Here is a 22,258-nt window from a genome sequence, read left to right as displayed (position 1 = left end):
CCTGCTAATCAGGTTCGGGGGGCAGCCTTTTGCTCCCTCCCCTTCAAGGGGAGGGTTGGGGTGGGGATGGGTTCTGGTGGCGGGGCACGACCTCGCGAAACTCGTCGATGATCTCCAGCAGACCGGCGAGGATCGGCGAACGGTCACCGGTGCGGTAGATGCAGGACAGGTCGACGAAGAAGCCGCTCGGCACCTCGGCGAGCTCGCGGTAGACGACGCCGGGGAAACGCAGGGTGGTCGCCGAACTCGGTACCAGGCACACACCGAAGCCCGAGGCCACCAGCGCCACGGCGGTGACCGCATCGCCAACCTCCTGCGAGATCTCCGGCTCGAAGCCGCTTTCCTGGCAGTAGTGGATCACCCTGTCGATGAAGCTCGGCCGTCCGCCGGTCGGGAACAGCACGATCGGATGCGCTTCGATGTCGCGGAAGCGCAGCGTCTCCTTGCTCGCGAGAGGGTGACCCGCAGGGACGGCGAGCAACAGGCTCTCGGTCGCGACCAGCCGGGTTTCGATGCCCTCGAGCGGCGCCAGCATGCGGTTGAAGCCGGCGGTGATGCGCTTCTGCTGCAAGGCCTCGAGCTGCTCGGCCTTGGTCATGGTGTGCAGCACCACTTTCACGTCCGGGTAACGGGTGCGGAACGCCAGCAGCACCTTGGGAATGACGTCGAGTATGGCGGAGCCGAAGATGGCGACGTCGAGCCGGCCAAGCCTTCCCTGGCCGGCGCGCTGCGTGCGTTCGGTCGCCTGCTCGATCAGCGAACGGATATTTCGCGCCTCTTCGAGAAACATCTCGCCGGCCGCCGTCGTCTCCATGCCGCGAGGCGTGCGGTTGAACAGGGTGACGCCGAGTTCGGCCTCGAGTTGCTGGATCTGCCGGGTCAGCGGGGGCTGCGAAATGTGCAGGCGCGCCGCGGCGCGGCCGATGTTGGCCTCCTCGGCGACGGCGACGAAGTAGCGTATCTGGCGCAGGTCCACGAATCCATTCTCCCTTCATACGGTGGGCAGATCTTACCGAAAAGGTATCGAGATGGTGAAGTAATGGTATTGGACGGTAATCCTCCTGCTCGATAACTTTCAGGGCAACCCGCTACGACAGACCACTGTGGGTATCGGGCAACAGACCCAGAAAATATCTTGGAGGAAGACATGAACGAGCGTTCCAGCATGCACGGCGCACGGCTCGCCACGCTACCGGTTCTGGTGGCGGCCCTGTTCGCAAGCGGAGGCGCCGCGGCATTCCAGATCGAGTCCGACAACCCCGATGTCCGCATGTCGTGGGACAACACGGTCAAGTACAGCGCAAGCTGGCGGGTTGAGAGCGCCTCGTCGCAGGTGGCGGGAAACCCGGCCACCGCACAGGTGAACACCAACGATGGTGATCTCAACTTCGACCGTGGCCTGATCTCGAACCGCCTCGACCTGCTGTCCGAGTTCAGTTTCAACTACAAGCGACAGTACGGTTTTCGCGTGAGCGGCGCGGCGTGGTACGACAGCGTGTATCAGGGCCGCAACGACAATCCCGGCAACCAGGGCGTCAACAGCCTGTCGGTCGCGAGCAATGCCTTCACCAAGGAAACCGAGCAACTGCACGGGCGCAAGGCCGAGTTCATGGACGCCTTCATCTATGGCAACTTCGCGCCGGGCGGCAAGAGCCTGAATCTGAAATTCGGTCGATTCACCCAGCTCTACGGCGAGAGCCTGTTCTTCGGTTCCAACGGTATCGCCGGGGCGCAAACGCCGCTGGATCTGGCAAAGGCATTGTCGGTACCCAACTCCCAGTTCAAGGAAGTGGCGCGCCCGGTCGGACAGGTGAGCGCTCAGCTGCAGCTGAGTCCGACCATGACCATCGGCGGCTACTACCAGGGCGAGTGGCGCAAGACGCGCCTGCCGGCCGTGGGCAGCTACTTCAGCTTTTCCGATTTCGCCGATGAAGGCGGCGAGGCCTTGCTGCTCGGCCCCGGTGTGTACCTGCACCGCGGCAAGGACATGAAAGCCAAGGATTCGGGGCAGGGCGGGATGCAGCTGCGGTTCAAATCCGGCGACAGTGAATTCGGCCTGTACGGCGCCATCTTCCACGACAAGATGCCGCAGTTCTATGCCCGCCCGGGCGTGAACGCGGCAAACGCCAACGACATCGGCGACTACATGCTGGTCTATGCGGAGAACATTCGCACGGTCGGTGCGTCGATGAGCACACTTGTCGGCGAATCGAACGTCGCCGCCGAACTGTCCCTGCGCGACAACATGCCGCTCACGGCAACGGGCGCCACCGTGGTCATGCCGGGGAATACCACCGCCGACAACGGGGCCAGGGCCGCCTTCCCGAAAGGCCGCACCCTGCATTTCAATGCCTCGGCGATCAGCGTGCTGGCGGCCAATTCGTTGTGGGATGGCGCGTCGTTCATCGGTGAATTCGCCTACAACCGCCTGTTGTCGATCAGTGACAACCCGGACCAGCTCGACCCGCTGGCCACCAAGGATGCGAGCGCGCTGCAGTTCGTATTCCAGCCCGAGTACTTCCAGGTCGTGCCCGGTCTGGACCTGCAGGTGCCGATCGGCGTGAGCTATGGGCTGTCGGGCCGCTCCGCGGTCAACGGCGTGCTGTTCCCGTCGGAGAAGGGCGGCAACCTCAGCATTGGCGTGAAGGGCAGCTATCAGCGCACCTGGCGCGGCAGCGTCAACTGGACGCATTACTTCGGGTCCGCGGGCGCAATCATCCAGCCGGCTGCGGCGCCCACCCTGTCGTACACCAACTTCCACGGTGACCGGGACTTCGTGTCGATTTCCATCGAGCGCACGTTCTGACCGATTGAGGATTCAAGGAGACATCATGACCATTCAAAACAAGATGTTCGCGCTGACGATCGCGATGGGTTTGGCCGCCACATCGGCTTGTGCGGCGGTGAGTGCGGATGAAGCGGCCAAGCTCGGGCAGTCGCTCACCCCGCTCGGCGGAGACAAGGCCGCCAACGCCGACGGTTCCATCCCCGCGTGGACGGGCAAGGCGCCCGCCGCCAGCGCGGAGAAAGTCGGCGACCTGCCCAAGGTGCTGTTTCCGGGTGAGAAGCCGGTCGTGTCGATCAACGCCAAGAACATGGCGCAATACAAGGACAAGCTCACCGAAGGCACGATGGCGCTGATGACGCGCTACCCAGACAGCTTCCGCATCGACGTGTATCCCACGCATCGCACGGCGGTTGCGCCCAAATACGTGTATGACAACACGCTCAGGAACGCGACCCAATGCAAACTGGTGGCAGACGGCAAGTCGCTGGAAGGCTGCTACGGCGGCATCCCGTTCCCGATCCCCAAGACCGGTGTCGAGGTGATCTGGAACCACCTGTTGCGAGTCGAACCGCAGTCCGAAGACCTCGGCGCGCGCAACGTCGTCGGCACGGCGGACGGCACGCACACGCTGGCCACGCGTATCGACGAGTCCTTCCAGTACCCGTACTACTTCAAGGATGGTTCCGCAGAGAGCTGGAACGGCAAATACTGGATTCAGCGCTTCAACACCACGGCACCGCCGTTCAAGCAGGGCGAATCACTGGTGATCCATGACAGCGTCGATGCCGACACGCCGCGCCAGGCCTGGCAGTACCTGGTCGGCCAGCGCCGTGTGCGCCGCGCGCCCACCGTCGCCTACGATACCCCCGACTTCGTGGCGTCCGGTGCCAACTACTTCGACGAAGTGATGGGCTTCATGGGCCATCCCGACCGCTTCGAATGGAAGCTCGTCGGAAAGCGCGAGATGTACATCCCGTACAACGCAAACCAGGCGGTGACCGTATCGGCCGAAGAGGCGTTCTCCAAGTTCCACCTGAATCCGGATACGGTGCGCTGGGAGTTGCACCGGGTGTGGCAGGTGGAGGCGACCGTTGCTGCGGGCAAGCGCCATGCGGTGCCCAAGCGCACGTTCTACTTCGACGAGGATACCTGGCTGCTGGTGCTGATGGACGGTTACGACGCCGAGGGCAAGCTGTGGCGCACGTCGCAGGTCACACCGTTCTTCATGCCCACGGTTCCGGCGGTGCTGATCAAGCCGGTCACGATCTTCAATCTCGATGCCAAGACCTTCAGCTCGGTGCAGTCGCTCAATGGCGAATACATCAAGTCCGTGGAGCGCAAGCCCGAGACCTTCTTCACCGGTGACGCGGTGGCGGCCGAAGCTTCACGCTGACCCAGCCTGCCAACCTTTCACTCACGGTCGACCATCCTGTCATTCGCTCGTCGTCTGGGTGGTCGGCCCAACTTGCCGAAAATATCATGAACCGACTCCAGAGGCTTTTGCGCGGCGGCCTGTTGGCTGCTGGCGTGAGCCTGCAACTACTCCTTGACCCGCTATCCGCTGCGCATGCGGCGGCGGTCGGCGACCTGCTCGAGCGCCCCGCCCAGATGAGCATACGGGCGTCGTCGGCGGTGATTCTCGCCGTCGCCAACGCCGGATCGCGACTTGTCGCAGTGGGTGAGTCGGGCACCGTGCTGCTCTCCGACGACAATGGACGCACCTGGCGCCAGGCCGGGTCGGTGCCCGCCAGCGTCGCGCTGACCGGTGTGCAATTCGTTTCGGCCGAAACCGGCTGGGCGATCGGTCACGCCGGGGTGGTGCTGCGTACCGATGACGGCGGCGACACCTGGACCCGTCAGCTCGACGGCCGGCAGATCGGGCCGCTCGCAATCGAAGAGGCCAGGCAGCTGCAGGCGAGTGGCGACGCCGGCGGGCGGCTGATGCGCGACGCGGAGTTGCTGGCGGCGGATGGGCCCGACAAGCCGCTGCTCGGCCTGTATTTCGCCGATGCGAGACATGGCTGGGTCGTGGGCGCCTATGGTCTTGCGCTGGAAACCGAGGATGGTGGTCGTACGTGGCGAACCATCATGAGTCGCATCCCGAACACCGGTGCCCGCCACCTGTACTCGGTGTTTTCCACCGCCGATGGCCTGCTGGTGGCGGGGGAGCAGGGGCGGTTGTTTGCCTCCAGCGACGGTGGGCATGACTTCTCCACGATCGAATCCGGCTATGCCGGTACCTGGTTCGGGGGCATGCCGCTGGGCAAGGCGCGTCTTCTGTTCTTCGGCCTGCGCGGCAACGCGTGGGCGCAAGAGGCGGATGGGCGCTGGCGGCAACTCGATGTCGGGCAAGCGGCCACGCTGACCGCGGGGCTGAGGCTCGATGATGGGCACTACCTGCTGGTCGATGAGGGCGGACGGCTCTATCGCGGTGCGACCGATGGAGAGCGCCTGTCGGCCGCGGGCGCCGCGCCGGTTGCCGGCGTGAGTGGCCTCGTTCGCGCAGCGGACGGCGCCCTGATACTGGCCAGCATGCGTGGTCCCTACCGGCTTGAACCCGGCTCGCTCAACGGAGGTGCGCAATGAGTCACATGCCTGCTGCGGAGACTGGCGAAGTCGTGCGCAACCTGGCGGACTTCAATCTCGAGTCCGGCTCCCTGGGTGAGCGCCTGCTGTTCAACAACCGGCGCATCATCGTCTTCCTGTGCATGCTGGTGACGCTGGTGCTGGGCTATCAGGCTTTCGGACTGTCGCTCAATGCGGCTTTCGAAAAGATGATCCCGACCAAGCATCCCTACATCGCCAACTTTCTCGACAACCGCGATCAGCTTTCCGGCATGGGAAACACGCTGCGGATCGCGGTGGAGAACACGAAAGGCACGATTTTCGACGCCGATTACCTGGAGCGCGTGCGCAAGATCAACGACGAACTGTTTCTCTTCCCCGGCGTCGATCGGCCGTTCATGAAGTCGCTATGGACGCCCGCGGTGCGCTGGACCGGCGTCACCGAAGAAGGGCTCGACGGCGGTCCGGTGATTCCGGACGGCTATAGCGGCACGCCCGAAGACCTGGAGACGGTGCGCCTGAACGTGGAGCGCTCCGGCGAGATCGGTCAGCTCGTCGCGGCCGACTACAAGTCGAGCATCGTGCTGGTGCCGCTGCGCGAGGCGGCAGGCGAGCGCATCGACTACCACGCCTTCTCCCAACAGCTCGAGGACCTGCGCGCGCGCTACGAGAGCGAGGGCATCCGCATCCACATCACCGGTTTCGCCAAGCTGGTGGGCGATCTCATCGACGGCATGCAGCAGGTGATGGTGTTCTTTGCCATCGCCATCGCCATCTGCACCTCGGTGCTGTTCTGGTACACCCGTTGTCTGCGCAGTACCGTGCTGGTGGTGACCTGCTCGCTGGTGGCGGTGGTCTGGCTACTGGGCCTGTTGCCGACGCTGGGCTACGAGCTCGATCCCTATTCGGTGCTCGTGCCCTTCCTGGTGTTCGCCATCGGCATGAGCCATGGCGCACAGAAGATGAACGGCATCATGCAGGACATCGGCCGCGGCACGCACAAGCTGGTGGCGGCGCGCTTCACCTTCCGCCGCCTGTTCCTGGCCGGGTTCACCGCGCTGCTGGCCGACGCGGTGGGTTTCGCCGTGCTCATGGTGATCCAGATCCAGGTGATCCAGGATCTGGCGGTGACCGCCTCGATCGGCGTGGCGGTGCTGATCTTCACCAACTTGGTGCTGCTGCCGATCCTGCTGTCCTTCACCGGGGTGAGCGCCGAGGCGGCCCGCCGCAGCCTGCGTGCAGAGGTCTCCGATGCGGCCGACGCCAATCATCGCAAGCACCCGTTCTGGGCCTTCCTCGATCTGTTCACCGGCCGCAAGTGGGCCACCATCGCGGTGGCCGTGGCCATGGCGATGGGCGTGGGCGGCATGATCGCCAGCTTCCAGCTCAAGATCGGCGACACCGATGCCGGCGCACCCGAGCTGCGCCCCGACTCTCGCTACAACCGCGACAACGCCTTCATCGTCTCCAGCTACGCCGCCAGCAGCGATGTGTATGTGGTGATGGTGCGCACGCCCCAATATGCCTGCGCCCACTACAACACGCTGCTCTCGGTCGATGCGCTCGAGCAGCGCCTGCGCCAGCTGTCCGGCGTGGAAGGCACGGCGTCGCTGGCGGGGCTGGCCAAGATGGCCAATGCCGGCATGAACGAGGGCAGTCTCAAGTGGTACGAGATTCCGCGCTCGCAGGACATGCTCAATTCGATCATCGTGCGTGCCCCGCGCGAGATGTTCAACCAGAACTGCGATCTGCTTACCGTCTTCACCTATCTCAAGGATCACAAGGCCGACACCCTGACGGCGGTGGTCGATACGGTCGAGGACTTCGCCGGGCGCTACAACACCGACGACATCCGCTTCCTCAACGCGGCCGGCAACGCCGGCATCGAGGCGGCCACCAACATCGTGGTCAGGAAGGCCAATGTGCAGATGCTGATACTGGTGTATGCGGCGGTGATCGTGCTGGCCTTCATCACCTTCCGCTCGTGGCGGGCGGTGGTGTGCGCGATCCTGCCGCTGATGCTGACCTCGGTGCTGTGCGAGGCGCTGATGGTGGCGCTCAACATCGGCGTCAAGGTGGCGACCCTGCCGGTCATCGCGCTGGGTGTCGGCATCGGGGTCGATTACGCCCTGTACGTGATGACCGTGACGATGGCGCAACTGCGTGCCGGCGAGCGGCTGTCGGTGGCCTACTACAAGGCCCTGTTGTTTACCGGCAAGGTCGTGGTGCTGACCGGCATCACGCTGGGTATCGCGGTGGCCACCTGGGTGTTCTCGCCCATCAAGTTCCAGGCCGACATGGGCGTGCTGCTGGCCTTCATGTTCGTGTGGAACATGCTCGGTGCGCTCATCCTGCTGCCCGCCCTGAGTCACTTCCTGCTGCGGCCGACGCAGGCCGCCACCCGTGAAAGCGCGCACCCCGCGCATGTACCGGCATCCGCCCGTGCCGCCTGACGGCACCGGATGGATCGAAGGTGACGATTGGGACATTGTTCGCGGGCGCGGATCGATATCGCCGCGCCTCGTGCGCGCTCTGGGTTAGAGTGCGCACAAACAGCTCGCCCGAAGCTGTACGGAGACATGATGGCCGATCAGAAACTCATCGAGCAGTTCAACCTGCGCTCGCGTCTGCGCTTCAACATCGACGCAGGACAGATCTGGCTCGACGAAAACCGCATGTTGCTGCTGCACGCCAAGGCCATGGGCCACATGCGGCGGGAACTGTTCGATGCGCTTGGCGATCAAGGCGCGCGCGGCGTGCTGATCCGGATGGGATTCGGCGCCGGCCAGCAGGATGCCGAACTGGCCCGTTCGCTGATCGGCGAGGGCGATCCCTACGACGTCTTCAACATCGGCCCCGAATTGCACGCGTTCGAGGGCATGGTCAAGCCGACCATCACCAAGAAGGAAATCGACTGGGAGAAGGGCATCTTCTTTGGCGAAGTGATGCTGGAAAACACCTGGGAGGCCGAATCCCACATTCAGCACTTCGGTATCGGGGACGATCCGGTGTGCTGGACCATCGTCGGCTATGCCTCGGGCTATACCAGCCAGTTTTTCAAGCGTTTCATCGTTTTCCGCGAAGTCAGTTGTGTCGGACGCGGCGATCATGCGTGCAAACTGATCGGCAAGCCTGCCGAGGCCTGGGAGCAGGGCGACGGCTATCTCGACTACTTCCGCCAGACGCCGGGCGCCTACGCCATGCGGCGCCTCGAGGACGAGCTCGCCCAATTGCGGGGCCATGTGCGTGGGCCGGTGAGCAAGGAAGGCAAGCTGGTGGGCAGCTCGCCCGGGTTCCGGGCCGCTTTCGATCTCGTGCGCAAGGCGGCCGGCAGTCCCATCAACGTGCTGCTGCTTGGCGAGACCGGCGTGGGCAAGGAGATGTTCGCGCGCTGGCTTCACGACCACAGCGAACGCGCGTCCGGCCCCTTCACCGCGATCAACTGCGGCGCCATTCCGCATGACCTGATCGAATCGGAACTGTTCGGGGTCGAAAAGGGCGCCTTCACCGGCGCCCAGCATTCGCGTCCGGGGCGCTTCGAGCGCGCCGCCGGCGGTACGCTCTTTCTCGACGAAGTGGGCGACCTGCCGCTGGCCGCGCAGGTCAAACTGCTGCGGGTACTGCAGACCGGCGAAGTCGAGCGGCTTGGCGATCACCAGACGCGCAAGATCGATGTGCGTCTGGTGGCGGCGACCAATGTCGACCTGCCGAAAGCCATCGCGGAAGGACGCTTCCGCGCCGACCTCTATTACCGCCTGGCAACCTATCCGGTCACCATCCCGCCGCTGCGCGAGCGCCCGGGCGATATCCCGCAACTGGCCGCGGCGCTGATCGCCAAGTACGAAAAGACCTACGGCAAACAGCTCGCCGGCCTCACCGACCGTGCCCTGCGGGCGCTGCTGGCCAACCGCTGGCAGGGCAATGTGCGCGAGCTGGAAAACCTGATCGAGCGCGGCGTGCTGCTCGCGCCCGAAGGCGGACTGATCGAAGTGGAGCACCTCTTCGCCGACCCCCCGCCGGAACCAGATCGTGGCGCCGAAGTAGGCCCGCGCGGCGTCGTGGGCAGCCAGGAAGAATCGAGCCGCATGCGCCTGTGCGAGCAGGTGCTCGACCGCGAAAACTTCAATCTGGAATCCCACGAACAACGGCTGATAGAACTCGCCGTGGCGCGTGCCAATGGCAACCTGACGCATGCGGCCAGGACGCTTGGCATTACGCGGCGGCAGTTGTCCTATCGGCTCAAGCGTGGCGAAACCGCGCCGGAGTCGTGAGCGGCGAACGCGGTTCGTGCGGGGTTATTGAGGCTCCGGTGACCCAATTGGCTTCGGCTTCACTTGGGTGAGATAAAGCAATCGGATTGCCTTGGGGCCAAGAGTCAGAGGGCCCAAGTCAGTCGGCGTGCGATTGACAGCCCCGTCGGAGTCAGTTCTGCTGCATGGCAGGTTGGCGGCCTGAGCTGTCACTCGGACTATATCAATTCAACAGCAGCGGCCAGCCCGTTCCCTGCCGAATCTAAACTTGGCCGCCCACGCCCTTGAATTTCTCGACAAACGCCGCGATCTTCCGAAATACAGTCTGCTTCTTGGTTAAATATTGCGGATTCAGCGGGCTCATCTTGGGCAAGGCAGCATTGAGTTCCGTACCACTGTCACTGGCATATTCCCGCTTGAGTGAGCTGGCAATATAGCGCCGCGCCGCGTCAGCATTCAGGCTTTCGGCGTCGATCAACTCTTGTGCCTCGCGCTGTTGCTCTGCTTGCGCAAAGCTGAAGAAGACTTCAATCACGCTGGCCTTGTCGCCGATCTGGTCCAGATCGGTCTGATTGATGAAATCAACCACCAGGCTTTCCTTGGCCCGGTTGCCAAGGCTGGCGCGGATCACCCGGCGCACTTCATCCACCAGCTCGCCTTTGCTTCTGGTTTTCTTGTTGTGCTCGAAAATCAGTTCGAGGATGTAATCCAGGTTGATTTCCTGCGACCTGAGCAGATCCACCTCAAAGACCACGTCATCCCAGTCGATGGTGGATTTGTCTTTGTCGGTGGCGGCTTTCTCCCGGCGTAGCCAGTCCCGCACATCATTGTAGGTTGAGCGGTAGTCCTGAATTTTTCGCTCTGAGGGAACCTTGATCGCCTGCAGTTCTGCCAAAGCGCCATCGTCCAGGTAGTGCCTGGCCTTGAAGTCCTCCACCGCAGCCGCGTCGTTCATGTCGAGATCTTGCAAGGCCTTTAGGCTGGTGAATTCGTCGTAGTTCTGCAGCACGTTCTCTACGCGCAAATACTCACCAAACAGCTTGGCGAAAGCTTTCTTGTCCGCTTCCTTTTCAATGGCTGCAGGGTCGGGAAAGCGTGTTTCCAACTCCTTCACCACATCCACAAAGCCACGCCGTGCTTCACCAGTGGCCGCATCGGTAAAGCCTTCCATGTATTCCGTGTAGCTCTTCTCCAGCACCACGTTCTTGGTGTTCTTGTCGCCAAACAAGGTGATGGCGTCGATGGTCGCCTGCTCCAGGTCGCGGAAGGTGACGATGTTGCCGAATGTCTTGGTCGCGTCATAGATCCGGTTGGTGCGCGAGTACGCCTGTATCAGCCCGTGGTAACGTAGGTTCTTGTCCACAAACAAGGTGTTCAGCGTGGGCGCGTCGAAGCCGGTCAGGAACATGCCCACCACGATCAGCAGATCGATCTCCTTGGCTTTGACCTGCTTGGCCAGATCGCGGTAGTAGTTCTGAAAGCCATTGCTGTCCACGCTGAAGTTGGTCGTGAACAACGCGTTGTAGTCGCCAATCGCCGCGCTCAGGAACTCCTTCGCGCTGCTGTTCATGGCCGATACTTCAAAGCTCTCATCCTGAATCTCGCCAACCGCGTCCTGCTCCTCGTTGGCGGCAAAGGAGAAGATGGTGGCCACCCTGAGCGGTTTATCGCAGCCCTTTTGTAGCTCCCTGAAAGACTCGTAGTACAGCTTGGCGGCCTCCACACCGCTCACCGCAAACATGGCGTTGAAACCCTTGGCACCCACTTGCAGGCGGTGGGTCTTCTGCCGGAAGTTGTTCAGGATGTACTGTGTGATCTCGCGGATACGGTCGGGGTGCAACAGCGCCTGCCGGTTTTCCGCGGCGCTGAGCTTCTTCTCGTCCTGCTCGGTTTCGATGGCCTTGAACTGCGGGCGCACATCGTTGTAGTCCACCTTGAACTTCAGCACCTTCTCGTCGCGAATGGCATCGGTGATCACGTACGAATGCAGTTCGCGGCCAAAGACACTGGCGGTGGTTTCCGCGCCGGCGGCGTTTTGCGGAAAGATCGGCGTGCCGGTGAAGCCGAACTGATAGAACTTCTTGAACTTCTTCTGCAGGTTTTTCTGGGCTTCACCAAACTGGCTGCGGTGGCACTCATCGAAAATGAACACCACCTGCTTGCCGTAGATGGGCAGGTCGCCCTCGCTCTTCATCAGGTTGTTGAGCTTCTGGATGGTGGTGACGATGATCTTGTTGTCGTCCTTGTCCAGGTTGCGCTTCAAGGCGGCCGTGCTGTCCGAACCATTCACGCTGTCCGGCGAAAAGCGCTGGTACTCCTTCATGGTCTGGTAGTCCAGATCCTTGCGGTCCACCACAAAGAACACCTTGTCGATGAAGTCCAGCTCAGTGGCCAGGCGTGCCGTCTTGAAGCTGGTCAGCGTCTTGCCCGAACCGGTGGTGTGCCAGATGAAACCACCGCCTTCCAGCTGGCTCCAGTGCTTGGCCTGCCAAGCGCTGTTGATCTTCCACAGAATGCGTTCGGTCGCGGCAATCTGGTATGGGCGCATCACCAGTAGCGTGTTGCTGGTGTCGAAGACCGAGTAGCGCAGCAGCACTTTCAGCAGCGTGTCTTTCTGAAAGAAGGTCGCGGTGAAGTCCTTCAGGTCTTTGATCAGGCTGTTGTCCGCCTTCGCCCAGTTCATGGTGAAGTCGAAGCTGTTCTTGTTGCGCTGGGTGGTGTTGGCGAAGTAGCGGCTGTCGGTGCCGTTGGAGATGACGAACAGCTGCAAGTACTTGAACAGGGATTGCGCGCTGTTGATGCTCTCCTTGCTGTAGCGGTGCACCTGGTTGAAGGCTTCACGAATGGCCACGCCGCGCTTCTTCAGCTCCACCTGCACCAGGGGCAGGCCATTGACCAGAATCGTCACGTCGTAGCGGTTGGCGTGGCTGCCCGTCTGCTCGAACTGCTTGATCACCTGCACCTTGTTGCGGGCAATGTTCTTCTTGTCCAGCAGGTAGATGTTCTGGATGCGGCCATCGTCGAACACGAAGTCGTGGATGTGGTCGTCGTGGATCTTGCGGGTCTTCTCGACGATGCCATCGCTGGGCTTGTCCAGCCAGGTTTCGACAAAGCGCAGCCACTCGGCGTCAAGAAACGCCACGTTGTTGAGCGCCTGCAACTGTGCACGCACATTGGCCATCATGTCAGCGGGCGTTCTGATGCCGGAGGCGAACTCATAGCCCTGGCTCTGCAAGTCCAGGATGAACTCGCGCTCCAGATCGCCTTCGCTCTGGTAGCTCTCATTGACCTGCCAGTCCTTGGTGTACTTGTCCAGAACGATGAAGTTCTTCGATTCGGCAATGGTCTTGTAGTCACTCATGGGGCTTGCTCTCATCGTCGCGGATCAGCGCACCCAGCTCGCTTTCAATCTCTTCCACGGTCGGCAACTGGGACTGAACCGACAGCGGGATGTCTTTGGTGGCGAACGAGCTCACGCCCATCGGCTTGTGGATGTCGCGCAGCGCGTACTCCACATCCAGCTTGTCCTTGTCCTTACACAGAATCAGGCCGATGGTCGGCTGGTCACCCTCGGCGCGCAGCTGGTCGTCCACCGCCGACAGGTAGAAATTGAGCTTGCCGACGTATTCGGGTTTGAATTCCCCCGCCTTGAGCTCGATCACCACGTAGCACTTCAGGCGTGCGTGATAGAACAGCAAATCCAGAAAGTAGTCTCGGCCGTTCACCGCCAGGGGGTACTGCCGCCCGAGAAAGGCAAAGCCCTTGCCCAGCTCCAGCAGAAACCGGGTGATCTGGGCGACCAGCTGATTTTCGATGTCGCGCTCGGCGGCTTGCGGGGCCAGCGTCAGGAAGTCGAACACATACGGGTCTTTCAGGCTTTGCTGCACCAACTCGGACTGGGGAGCCGGCAGGGTTTTCGCGAAATTGCCGATGGCCTTGCCGGCACGCTCATGGAAACGCTGTTCTATCTGCCACTCCAGCACCGTGCGGCTCCAGCCGTGCTCGATGCAGGCCTGTGCGTAGAGCAACACCAGTTCCACCGACTTGACCTTGGCCAGCAGGGTGCGTACATGCCCCCACGGCATTTGTCCCACGGGCTGTGGGACAACTTCAAACTGCGGGCTGAAGAAGGCATAGAACTGCCGCATGGCAAACAGGCTGGTACGCGAGAACCCCTTCATGCCGGGGTAGCTGGCCTGCAGGTCCGCCGCCATTTGCTCCACCACCGCCGAGCCCCAGGCGCGTTCGCGCTGCCAGGCGTTCAGCTGACGGCCGATGTCCCAGTACAGGCTAAGCAGCTCGGCATTCACCGCCAGCACCGCGCGGGTCTGCGAGCTTTGAATGCGCTGCTTGATGGCTGCCAGCGCCTGGCGGTAGTCGGTGTGGTGGGTGATCTCGCTCATGAGGTCAGGCTCCCTGCTGTTGCCAGAAGGCATGGCGGCTTTTCAGATGGTCGGTCAGCAACTTGACGGTCGCCTGTTCTGCGGGCGTCGGCACCGCCATGGCTTCATTCGACAGCGTGCTGTGGCTGGTGAAATTGATGATTCGGCTGTAGTAAAGCTGCTTGTCGTCTGGCAACAGCTCAGACCACTTCGGGTAGCCCAAAAAACCGGCCGTTTTCTCGTAGAGATTGCGCAGCAGCGTGAAGTGGTAGCGCTCGATCTTGTTGTCGGCAATGGCCTGCTCGATGGTTTGCAACAGGTGCAGATGGTAGGAAAAGCTCTTGTTGGAGTCGCCATATTTTTCATTCAGCGTGAAACTACCGTCTTCCAGTTGCTCCAGCATGTAGCAGGCCTTGCCGTTGAGCTCATTGAACAGCACGTTGTAGAACAACGGGCTGTGCGTCGTGACGATGAACTTGAGGCCGGATTGACTGGACTTGATCAGACTTGCCATGTTGACCGCCAACTCGATCAGGTGGTTTTCATCCAGCGAGCTGACCGGGTCGTCGATGAACACGTACTCCAGGTTGTTGAAATCGTCAGTGGAGCGGTTTTCGGCTTCTGCGATGTTCAGCTCAGCAATCACCTGCTCCAGCAAGGCATTGAACACACTCCAGATGAAGTTGCTTTCTTCGCCTTTGGAGATCTTGATATTCGGTTCATGCTCGTTGTTGCCGCGCTCAAACGAAAAGCTTACCGACGAAAAATCCGTACTGAAATGCGGTGTCAGCTTGTCACTGGTGTAGCGCTGGAACGTGGCGGTGATGCTCTGGTCCTGGCCTTGTTCTTCGAGCACCCATCGGGTGAACGCGTTGGGCTGAATGACCAGCTTGGGCTCAGCGTCTTGTCCCAGGTCGTTGTCCCAATAGAACAGATCTTCCGTGAAGGCGCTGTAGTAGAGCACCTTCTTGTCGGCCAAATCGGATGACTGGGCCTCTTCGCCTTCTGCCTTGGGGGAAATCAGTTCCTTGAATGACCGAGACAGGCGTGTTTTGCCAGTGCCGTTGAAGGCGTAGATCAGCTGCACCTTCTTGTTGGCATCTTTGAGCTGCTGGGCGATCTCGGTCAGCGTCTTGCTCATGTCAGGCCTCGGCCGCTTCCGGCTTCGGGAAGCTCAAAAGCAGATCGCGGTAATGTTCGTATTGCTTCTGGCGCAGTTCGATTTCGCGGGGCAGGCCTTCGCTGATGGAGTTGGTCAGGGCGTCGAACTTGTCGAGGATAGCGACGATGCGGGCTTGTTCTGCCAGCGACTTTTCTTGGTCGTCCGGGAACGGAACGGGGATGGCAATCTTGGCGAATCCATTGATCAACAACGTGTTGACCTTGGTTCTGGCGACGTATTTGGCCTTCTCGGCAATGAACGCCGTTGTCTGCATGCAATAGGAAACGAACTTCGGGTTCATGGCATGCCGAAAAGCGTAGCAGTGGTCATGAATAGCCACTTTCTCTTTGCCTAACCATGCGACGGCTTTTCCCACATCGTCCACCGTCTCGCCGACGTCGGTAATTACGACGTCTCCGGGCTCTGCATAGCGCAGAGAATCGGCCATATCGTCATTCACCTGAGAAAAAGCCTGATCCGTGAACACACCGTACCGGGTGTAGATCTCACCGTAGTGGATGACAGGAATTCCGTCTTCGACATAGTCAGCCTTGGTGAAGCGTTTGCCTCGGATGAATTCCCCGATCTCGCTCAACGGTTTCCACTCGACGGCTTCGCCTTCAAAGCGCAATAACTGATCGCGATAGTGCTTGTATTGCTTCTTTCGGGCTGTAAGCTCGGCTTTAAGCTCGGCTTTAAGCTCGGTGAAGGTGTCCAATATTCGGACGATTTCGGCCTGAATCTCAAGCGATTTCTTGGGATGATCTGGGTAGGGAACAGGGATTTTGATTTTGGCCATATCAGTGGCCGAAATATCAATGACCTTTGCACCTTTTGCTAGCTTCTTTTTTTCGCCTGCAAACGTGTCTGTTTGAGTGAAATAAGCAAAGTACTTTCCCAATAGGCAATCTCCAGGCTTCAATACGCTTGCATGCCCGCCAGTGACGGCCTGGCGTTCGCCTAGATAGACCAAAGCCTTACCCACATCCTCAAAATTTTCGCTTGTGTTTGTGATGACAACATCGCCAGTGTTGACTTTTCGCAGTTGTTTGGCCAAATCAGGCGAAACAAATGATTTTGTTTCTTTGGTCGATAGGCCGTAATGGGTATAGATCTGACCATAGTGGATGGCGGGCACGCCTGTTTCGGTGAAGTCCTTCTTCTGCAATCCGTTGCCACGAACCAATTCACCCAGTTCCCCGAGCGGCCTCCACCCCACCGGAACCCCATCCAGTAGCTTGTCCAGAAAGTCCGCGCTGCTCATGCCTCCAACCCCTCGCCTTCGATCTCGGCCACGATGGTGTCAATCTCTTTGCGCAACTGGTCAATCCTGGCAACCGTGGTTTTCAGCGCGGCATTGAGCTGGGCGATGTCCACCACTTCGCGGTTGTCCTTTGCGTCGATGTAGCTGCTGACCGAAAGGTTGTAGTCGTTGCCGGACACCTTCTCGAACGGCACGGACTGGGCGAAGTGCGCCACGTTGGCCTTGCTGTCGAACACCGCCATGATCTGTTCGATGTGCGCGTCCGACAGCTCGTTGTTGTTGGTCTTCTTGTCAAACAGGTTGCTGGCATCGATGAACTGGGTGGTGGTGTCGGTCTTGTGTTTGGACAGCACCAGGATGTTCACGGCGATGGTGGTGCCAAAGAACAGGTTGGGTGCCAGCGAAATCACCGTTTCCACATAGTTGTTGTCCACCAGGTATTGGCGGATCTTCTGCTCGGCGCCGCCCCGGTAGAAGATGCCGGGGAAGCAAACGATGGCCGCGCGGCCCTTGGCGGAGAGGTAGCTCAGCGCGTGCAGCACAAAGGCAAAGTCGGCTTTGGACTTCGGCGCCAGCACGCCGGCTGGGGCAAAGCGGTCGTCGTTGATCAAGGTGGGGTCGTCCGAGCCTTTCCATTTCACCGAATACGGTGGGTTGGAGACGATGGCGTCAAACGGCTGGTCGTCGCCAAAGTGGGGCTCGATGAGGGTGTCGCCCAGCTGGATGTTGAACTTGTCGTAGTTGACGTTGTGCAGGAACATGTTCATCCGCGCCAGGTTGTAGGTGGTGTGGTTGAGTTCCTGCCCGAAAAAGCCGTCTTCAATGATGTGGTCGTCAAACTGCTTTTTTGCTTGCAGCAGCAGCGATCCGGAGCCGCAGGCGGGGTCGTAGATCTTGTTGATGCTGGTCTGCCCGTGCATGGCCAGTTGGGCGATCAGCTTGGAGACCTGCTGCGGGGTAAAAAACTCGCCGCCCGACTTGCCGGCGTTGGCGGCGTAGTTGGAGATGAGGTATTCGTAGGCGTCGCCAAACAGGTCGATGTGGGTGGCGTCAAAGTGGCCGAAGTTCAGATTGGCAACGCCTTTGAGCACGGCGGCCAGGCGGGCGTTCTTGTCCCTGACGGTGTTGCCCAGGCGGGTGCTGGTGGTGTCGAAGTCCGCGAACAGGCCTTTGATGTCCTGCTCCGAGGGGTAGCCGCTGGCAGATGCTTCAATGGCGGCAAAGATGGAGGCAAGGTCGGTGTTCAGGCTTTCGTTGTTGTTGGCCTTGGCCGCCACATTGGAAAACAGCTGACTGGGGTAGATGAAGTAGCCTTTTGTCTTAATGGCATCTTCTTTTGCGGCGGCGATGTTCTGATCGCCATCGTCCATGGCCGCGTAATCCACGGACTCATCGCCCCCGGTGATGTAGGCGATGAAGTTTTCGCTGATGAAACGGTAGAACAGGGTGCCGAGCACGTATTGCTTGAAATCCCATCCATCGACGGCGCCACGGACATCATTGGCGATTTTCCAGATCTCACGTTGCAGGGCGGCTCGTTGCTGGCTGCTGGTCATGCGGTTATTCCTGTTTCTCTCGATCTTCGAGTTTGTTCTATCGATTTGGGATATGGCGTGAATCGGTACAGACACGCATGTGAGCTCGGCAACAGTATCCAAAATGCACGATTCTAATGACTCGCAGCGGATCGGTGGGGATTCGTCCTGGAGATGATGCATGTTCTCGAGATCTTGAAAGGGGTCAGCTATGCAGGAGCCCTCCCGCGCTCGCGCTTTCCGTGGCGCAACATTGGACGGAGCTACGTTGTGGTTTCAGACTCGGGCGACATCTGGCCGCTCGCCAGCTCAGTTCAGTCACTCAGTAGAAGCGCGACGAACGACGGCAGCGGCCGATGACGGGGCGTCCGCAACAATCTCGATCCTGTCTTGAGGGATGTAATCAGACGTCGCGATTGAGGTGTTCGTCGCGTAGATCGGCCCATTTCAGCAGAGCATCGAGTGCCGGGCAGAGCGCTTGGCCCCAATCGGTCAGGCCGTATTCGACTTTCGGTGGCACCTGATGGTGAACGATCCGCCGGACAACGCCGTCCGCCTCCATCTGTCGGAGTTGCTGAATCAGCATCTTCTGCGTGATGGCAGGGATCGCTCTTTCGAGTTCGGAGAATCGCAGCAGATTGCCTCCGAACAGATGGAACAGGATCACGAGCTTCCACTTGCCTTCGAGGATCTGGAGGGCTTGCTCGACACCGTTCGCGGCCGAGGTGGGGGTCCATTCTTTCGCCATACTTTTTGGTGTGTACCTTACTTTTCTGTGCGTTCTTGTTCTTTTTGGAGCTTATCTTCATCCTTCTGCCTTATCAATTCTGGTCGCACTTGGTGATCGGATAAACCACGAAGGAGCCCAGCAGATGCCTCTCGACCTTCCAGAATCCATCAGCCTCTATTTCGCCGCCGACAGGGGTGACGGCGAGGCGGTTGCCCGATGCTTCACGGATCACGCCGTCGTGAAGGACGAGGGCCAGATCTACAACGGCTTGGCCGCCATCAAACAATGGAAAACGGATGCCTCGAGGAAGTACACCTACACGAGCGTGCCCTTCGCTTGCGAAGAAAAAGACGGCAAGACCATCGTCACCAGCCGTTTGACCGGCAACTTCCCCGGCAGTCCGGTTGACCTTCGATATTTCTTTGGCCTCGAAGGCAACAAGATTGCGTTTCTGGAGATCAGCCTATGAACTTCAACCTTGAGCTCACTGGACGCAGAGCGCTGGTGACGGGCGGTACGAAGGGGGTGGGTGCGGCCGTCGTCGAGTCCTTGCGCAATGCGGGTGTAACGATCGTCGCAACAGCGCGTTCGGTGCCCGAAATTGCGCCCGAAGGCGTCACTTATTTCGCCGCCGATTTGACCACGGCAGACGGTTGCCGGGCTGTGGCGGATGCTGTTCTGGATCGTCTCGGTGGCATCGATATCGTCGTCAATGTTCTCGGTGGATCGAGCGCGCCTGCTGGTGGCATCGGTGCAAACCGACTGGCCGCAGTTTGCCATTGCCCTGCAAGCGGCGGTTTGACTCAGTAGCCGGTGGTGGAACCCATGGAGCGGCGACCGACCGGCCCCGTTGGGTGGTGGGCACGTATTCGAGGCATTGAGTTTGCCTTCCGTGGCTCGGCCGGCCGCTCAGGGCACAATGACGCTTCTTTGCGCACGCCATTCGCTCACCGCCATGCCTTCCCTCACAACCGCCATTACCCGCCGCGCCAAAGTGTTGTTGTTCTTCTGTGGCTTGGGTGCAGCGCTGCCGCTGGTGGTCGGCTGGTTGCCGGATGGGGCGTCTTGGCTGGCCTGGGTGCCCGATCTGGCGGTACATTGGCAGTGGGTGTATCTGCTGGTCGGCGGTGTGTGTGCGCTCGGCCTGCTGGCGCAGCGCGCGTTTGTTTGGGCGGTAAGCGGCGGAGTGGTGCTGGTGTTGGGCCCGTGTTTGGCGATGCCGGGCGCGCCGGCGGGCGCGACCGGGGCGCAGGTGTTGACCGTGGTGAGTGCCAACCTCCACGCCGACAATGACGATCCCGCCGAACTGCGCCGCTGGACGCAGGGTCTCGATGCGGACGTGATTGTGCTCCAGGAGGTCAATCCGCGCATGGCAGCGGCTTTGGCGGGGTGGGCCGACTACCCGTACCGGATGCTCGCGCCGGCGGAGGGTCCGTTCGGTCTGGCGGTGCTGTCGCGTCTCCCGCTGGAGCAGATCGAATGTCGCGTGCCGCCGGGGCAGACGCTGCATGCGCGCATGCAGGTGCATTGGGGCGCGGCGCAGGTGGTGCTGGTGGCGGTCCATCCGATGCCGCCGATCAGTCCGCAATTTCATGCGCGGCGACGCGAGCTGCTTGCGACGGCATCGGCTTGGGGGGCCACCGCCGGCTTGCCGGTCCTGATAGCCGGGGACTTGAATGCCAGCCCATGGTCGTCTGCCATGCATCCGCCGGCGCAGGGCGGCTGGCGGCGGGCGACTGCGCTCACGCCCACGTGGCCGGCGAGCCTCCCCATGATTCCCATCGACCAGATCCTGGTGACGCGGCACTGGCGGGTGCTCGACGCCGGGGTGGGTCCGCGCATCGGGTCGGACCATCGTCCGGTCTATGTCCGTCTGAGCATGGATTAGCGGCGCGCGGGCGGGGGAGGGGGCCTGCCCTTGAGGCGGGCCATCGACAGCCTGGGGCGGCGGACGTCGCCCGCGTCTGCCGATTTTGTGCGCTGCACATAAGCCATTGATTCGATATTGGTTTATTGCAGTGCAGCTTGACCATTTTGTCGAGCGCAAAAATCAGGTGTTCAAAATGGTCATGTGCCAGTCACGGCAATGTCGACCGAAAATCTCGAGGATTCAGTCAAATCAATCACTTGGCTTCCCTGGCACGGCCTCTGCATTAGAGAGCTTAAGGGCGCGATCAGAAAAATCGATTCATGCGCTCGACTGACAAAATCGTCAGGACATGCTGGAGGAGATGCCATGCAATACCAGGTCACCATCGAAGAGACCGGCGAACAGTACGCGTGCGGCGAGCAGGAGAACCTGCTGGTGGCCATGTCCCGTTCCGGTCGCCGGGGCATTCCGCTCGGTTGTCGCGGCGGCGGGTGTGGCGTGTGCAAGGTGGAAGTCACCGCCGGGGCGTACGAGACCCGGGCCATGAGTCGCCAGCATGTGAGCGAGGAAGAGCAGGCGCAGCAGTGTGTGCTGGCCTGCCGGGTGTTTCCCCGCGCCGACTTGTCAGTGAAGGTGCTCGGCAAGATGCATCGCGCGGTGTGTACCGCGGCCGGGCTGCGAACCACTCAGGAAAACAAGTAGATCGAATCGATCGAGGAGACGACTCACATGGCAATGACAGGTGTTCTTCGCCCGGGCCACGCGCAACTGCGTGTTTTGAATCTCGAGGAAGGGGTGCGGCATTACCGCGACGTGCTGGGCATGGTGGAAACCGGCCGCGACGCGCAGGGGCGGGTGTATCTGAAGTGCTGGGACGAGCGCGACCACAACAGCCTGATCCTGCGCGAGGCGGACAGCGCGGGCATCGATTTCTTCGCCTTCAAGGTGCTCGACAAGGCGACGCTCGACGACTTCGACGAGAAGCTCCGGGCCTATGGGCTCGAGACCGCACGCATCCCGGCGGGCGAGTTGCTGGAGACCGGCGAGCGGGTTCGTTTCGAGATCCCGACGGGGCATCAGATCGAGCTCTATGCAGAGAAGACGGCAGTCGGCAACGGCCTGCAGGTGCTCAACCCGCCGCCCTGGACCCCCGCGTCCGAAAAAGGCGTTGCGCCGGTGCGTCTCGACCACTGCCTGCTCTATGGCCCCAATGTGGAGGAGGTGCAGAAGATCTTCACCGAGGTGCTGGGCTTCTACCTGGTCGAGCGCGTGCTGACGCCGGACGGCGACGGCAATGCGGCGATCTGGCTGTCGTGTTCCCACAAGGTGCATGACATTGCCTTCGTCGAGCATGCGGAGCCGGGCAAGCTGCATCACCTGTCCTTCATGCTCGAGACCTGGGAGGAGGTGCTGCGTGCCGGCGACATCCTGTCGATGAACAAGGTGCCGCTGGACATCGGGCCGACCCGCCACGGGGTGACCCGCGGCTGCACGATCTACGCCTGGGATCCCTCGGGCAACCGCTTCGAGACCTTCATGGGCGGCTACCAGCCGTATCCGGACTATGAGCCCACGACCTGGACGTTCGAGGGGCTGGGTGTGGGCGGCGGTCTCGACTACCCGCAGCGCAAGCTGCACGAGACCTTCCTGACCGTGGTGAGCTGAGCGTCGGCTGTGAGTGCCCGCGCCCGCCATCCGGCGGGTGAGGGCTC

At 61.1% G+C, this 22,258-nt stretch carries 17 protein-coding genes; 10 read left to right on the top strand and 7 right to left on the bottom strand.

Annotation, left to right across the window (positions count from 1 at the left end; genetic code table 11):
• Positions 1 to 43: 43 nt before the first annotated feature.
• Positions 44 to 976 (bottom strand): LysR substrate-binding domain-containing protein, encoded by a 933-nt coding sequence (locus tag J5J83_RS05785; RefSeq protein ID WP_212346513.1) that lies wholly within the window; start codon positions 974 to 976, stop codon positions 44 to 46.
• Between the two features lie 171 nt (positions 977 to 1,147).
• Here J5J83_RS05785 and J5J83_RS05780 point away from each other — a divergent pair, with 171 nt between their 5' ends.
• From J5J83_RS05780 to J5J83_RS05760, 5 genes are all read left to right on the top strand, one after another.
• Positions 1,148 to 2,806 (top strand): DUF1302 domain-containing protein, encoded by a 1,659-nt coding sequence (locus J5J83_RS05780; protein WP_212346511.1) that lies wholly within the window; start codon positions 1,148 to 1,150, stop codon positions 2,804 to 2,806.
• A gap of 25 nt (positions 2,807 to 2,831) precedes the next feature.
• Positions 2,832 to 4,181 carry a DUF1329 domain-containing protein gene (locus J5J83_RS05775; RefSeq protein ID WP_212346509.1) on the top strand — a complete coding sequence of 450 codons (1,350 nt, stop codon included), beginning with the start codon at positions 2,832 to 2,834 and terminating at the stop codon, positions 4,179 to 4,181.
• A gap of 86 nt (positions 4,182 to 4,267) precedes the next feature.
• Positions 4,268 to 5,374 (top strand): YCF48-related protein, encoded by a 1,107-nt coding sequence (locus J5J83_RS05770; protein WP_212346507.1) that lies wholly within the window; start codon positions 4,268 to 4,270, stop codon positions 5,372 to 5,374.
• Entirely contained in the window at positions 5,371 to 7,806 is a 2,436-nt protein-coding gene (locus J5J83_RS05765) for an MMPL family transporter (protein WP_212346505.1), read from the top strand. Before J5J83_RS05770 ends, J5J83_RS05765 begins: the two co-directional genes overlap by 4 nt.
• 129 nt (positions 7,807 to 7,935) lie before the next feature.
• Positions 7,936 to 9,624, top strand: coding sequence for a sigma-54-dependent Fis family transcriptional regulator (locus J5J83_RS05760; protein WP_212346503.1), 1,689 nt, complete (start codon positions 7,936 to 7,938; stop codon positions 9,622 to 9,624).
• A gap of 241 nt (positions 9,625 to 9,865) precedes the next feature.
• Here J5J83_RS05760 and J5J83_RS05755 read toward each other — a convergent pair whose 3' ends face one another.
• The 6 genes from J5J83_RS05755 to J5J83_RS05730 all read right to left on the bottom strand — a co-directional run bounded on the left by J5J83_RS05755 (position 9,866) and on the right by J5J83_RS05730 (position 18,694).
• Positions 9,866 to 12,964 carry a type I restriction endonuclease subunit R gene (locus tag J5J83_RS05755; protein ID WP_212346501.1) on the bottom strand — a complete coding sequence of 1,033 codons (3,099 nt, stop codon included), beginning with the start codon at positions 12,962 to 12,964 and terminating at the stop codon, positions 9,866 to 9,868.
• A complete protein-coding gene (locus J5J83_RS05750) occupies positions 12,957 to 14,006 on the bottom strand; it encodes a PDDEXK nuclease domain-containing protein (protein ID WP_212346499.1) in 1,050 nt (349 codons plus the stop codon). Before J5J83_RS05750 ends, J5J83_RS05755 begins: the two co-directional genes overlap by 8 nt.
• A 4-nt stretch (positions 14,007 to 14,010) precedes the next feature.
• On the bottom strand, positions 14,011 to 15,126 hold the full coding sequence (locus J5J83_RS05745) for an AAA family ATPase (RefSeq protein WP_212346496.1): 1,116 nt from the start codon (positions 15,124 to 15,126) through the stop codon (positions 14,011 to 14,013).
• A 1-nt stretch (position 15,127) separates the two neighbouring features.
• Positions 15,128 to 16,411, bottom strand: coding sequence for a restriction endonuclease subunit S (locus tag J5J83_RS05740; RefSeq protein ID WP_212346493.1), 1,284 nt, complete (start codon positions 16,409 to 16,411; stop codon positions 15,128 to 15,130).
• Positions 16,408 to 18,129: a type I restriction-modification system subunit M gene (locus J5J83_RS05735; protein WP_249115628.1), complete on the bottom strand. Its 1,722-nt coding sequence runs from the start codon at positions 18,127 to 18,129 to the stop codon at positions 16,408 to 16,410. Before J5J83_RS05735 ends, J5J83_RS05740 begins: the two co-directional genes overlap by 4 nt.
• A gap of 220 nt (positions 18,130 to 18,349) precedes the next feature.
• A complete protein-coding gene (locus J5J83_RS05730) occupies positions 18,350 to 18,694 on the bottom strand; it encodes a helix-turn-helix domain-containing protein (RefSeq protein WP_212346491.1) in 345 nt (114 codons plus the stop codon).
• Between the two features lie 124 nt (positions 18,695 to 18,818).
• Here J5J83_RS05730 and J5J83_RS05725 point away from each other — a divergent pair, with 124 nt between their 5' ends.
• From J5J83_RS05725 to J5J83_RS05705, 5 genes are all read left to right on the top strand, one after another.
• Positions 18,819 to 19,145, top strand: a complete 327-nt coding sequence (locus J5J83_RS05725; protein ID WP_212346489.1) for a nuclear transport factor 2 family protein — start codon at positions 18,819 to 18,821, stop codon at positions 19,143 to 19,145.
• Positions 19,142 to 19,486 (top strand): SDR family NAD(P)-dependent oxidoreductase, encoded by a 345-nt coding sequence (locus J5J83_RS05720; protein WP_212346487.1) that lies wholly within the window; start codon positions 19,142 to 19,144, stop codon positions 19,484 to 19,486. The genes J5J83_RS05725 and J5J83_RS05720 overlap by 4 nt, the downstream gene beginning before the upstream one ends.
• Before the next feature lie 145 nt (positions 19,487 to 19,631).
• Positions 19,632 to 20,564 (top strand): endonuclease/exonuclease/phosphatase family protein, encoded by a 933-nt coding sequence (locus J5J83_RS05715; protein WP_212346485.1) that lies wholly within the window; start codon positions 19,632 to 19,634, stop codon positions 20,562 to 20,564.
• A 348-nt stretch (positions 20,565 to 20,912) separates the two neighbouring features.
• Entirely contained in the window at positions 20,913 to 21,248 is a 336-nt protein-coding gene (locus tag J5J83_RS05710; protein WP_212346482.1) for a 2Fe-2S iron-sulfur cluster-binding protein, read from the top strand.
• 27 nt (positions 21,249 to 21,275) lie between these two features.
• On the top strand, positions 21,276 to 22,211 hold the full coding sequence (locus J5J83_RS05705) for a catechol 2,3-dioxygenase (protein ID WP_212346480.1): 936 nt from the start codon (positions 21,276 to 21,278) through the stop codon (positions 22,209 to 22,211).
• Positions 22,212 to 22,258: the final 47 nt, after the last annotated feature.

The sequence above is a fragment of the Azoarcus sp. L1K30 genome, assembly GCF_018122735.1.
In the GTDB taxonomy this organism is placed as follows: domain Bacteria; phylum Pseudomonadota; class Gammaproteobacteria; order Burkholderiales; family Rhodocyclaceae; genus Parazoarcus.
The sequence above is the reverse complement of the archived record's forward strand: the minus strand, read 5'-3'. Positions and strand labels throughout refer to the sequence as shown.

Coding starts and splice junctions, on each gene's coding strand:
- J5J83_RS05760 (WP_212346503.1), top strand. CDS start 7,936: ATGGCCGATCAGAAACTCATCGAGCAGTTCAACCTGCGCTCGCGTCTG.
- J5J83_RS05775 (WP_212346509.1), top strand. CDS start 2,832: ATGACCATTCAAAACAAGATGTTCGCGCTGACGATCGCGATGGGTTTG.
- J5J83_RS05720 (WP_212346487.1), top strand. CDS start 19,142: ATGAACTTCAACCTTGAGCTCACTGGACGCAGAGCGCTGGTGACGGGC.
- J5J83_RS05765 (WP_212346505.1), top strand. CDS start 5,371: ATGAGTCACATGCCTGCTGCGGAGACTGGCGAAGTCGTGCGCAACCTG.
- J5J83_RS05715 (WP_212346485.1), top strand. CDS start 19,632: ATGCCTTCCCTCACAACCGCCATTACCCGCCGCGCCAAAGTGTTGTTG.
- J5J83_RS05745 (WP_212346496.1), bottom strand. CDS start 15,126: ATGAGCAAGACGCTGACCGAGATCGCCCAGCAGCTCAAAGATGCCAAC.
- J5J83_RS05780 (WP_212346511.1), top strand. CDS start 1,148: ATGAACGAGCGTTCCAGCATGCACGGCGCACGGCTCGCCACGCTACCG.
- J5J83_RS05755 (WP_212346501.1), bottom strand. CDS start 12,964: ATGAGTGACTACAAGACCATTGCCGAATCGAAGAACTTCATCGTTCTG.
- J5J83_RS05725 (WP_212346489.1), top strand. CDS start 18,819: ATGCCTCTCGACCTTCCAGAATCCATCAGCCTCTATTTCGCCGCCGAC.
- J5J83_RS05770 (WP_212346507.1), top strand. CDS start 4,268: ATGAACCGACTCCAGAGGCTTTTGCGCGGCGGCCTGTTGGCTGCTGGC.
- J5J83_RS05710 (WP_212346482.1), top strand. CDS start 20,913: ATGCAATACCAGGTCACCATCGAAGAGACCGGCGAACAGTACGCGTGC.
- J5J83_RS05750 (WP_212346499.1), bottom strand. CDS start 14,006: ATGAGCGAGATCACCCACCACACCGACTACCGCCAGGCGCTGGCAGCC.
- J5J83_RS05735 (WP_249115628.1), bottom strand. CDS start 18,129: ATGCATCATCTCCAGGACGAATCCCCACCGATCCGCTGCGAGTCATTA.
- J5J83_RS05730 (WP_212346491.1), bottom strand. CDS start 18,694: ATGGCGAAAGAATGGACCCCCACCTCGGCCGCGAACGGTGTCGAGCAA.
- J5J83_RS05705 (WP_212346480.1), top strand. CDS start 21,276: ATGGCAATGACAGGTGTTCTTCGCCCGGGCCACGCGCAACTGCGTGTT.
- J5J83_RS05740 (WP_212346493.1), bottom strand. CDS start 16,411: ATGAGCAGCGCGGACTTTCTGGACAAGCTACTGGATGGGGTTCCGGTG.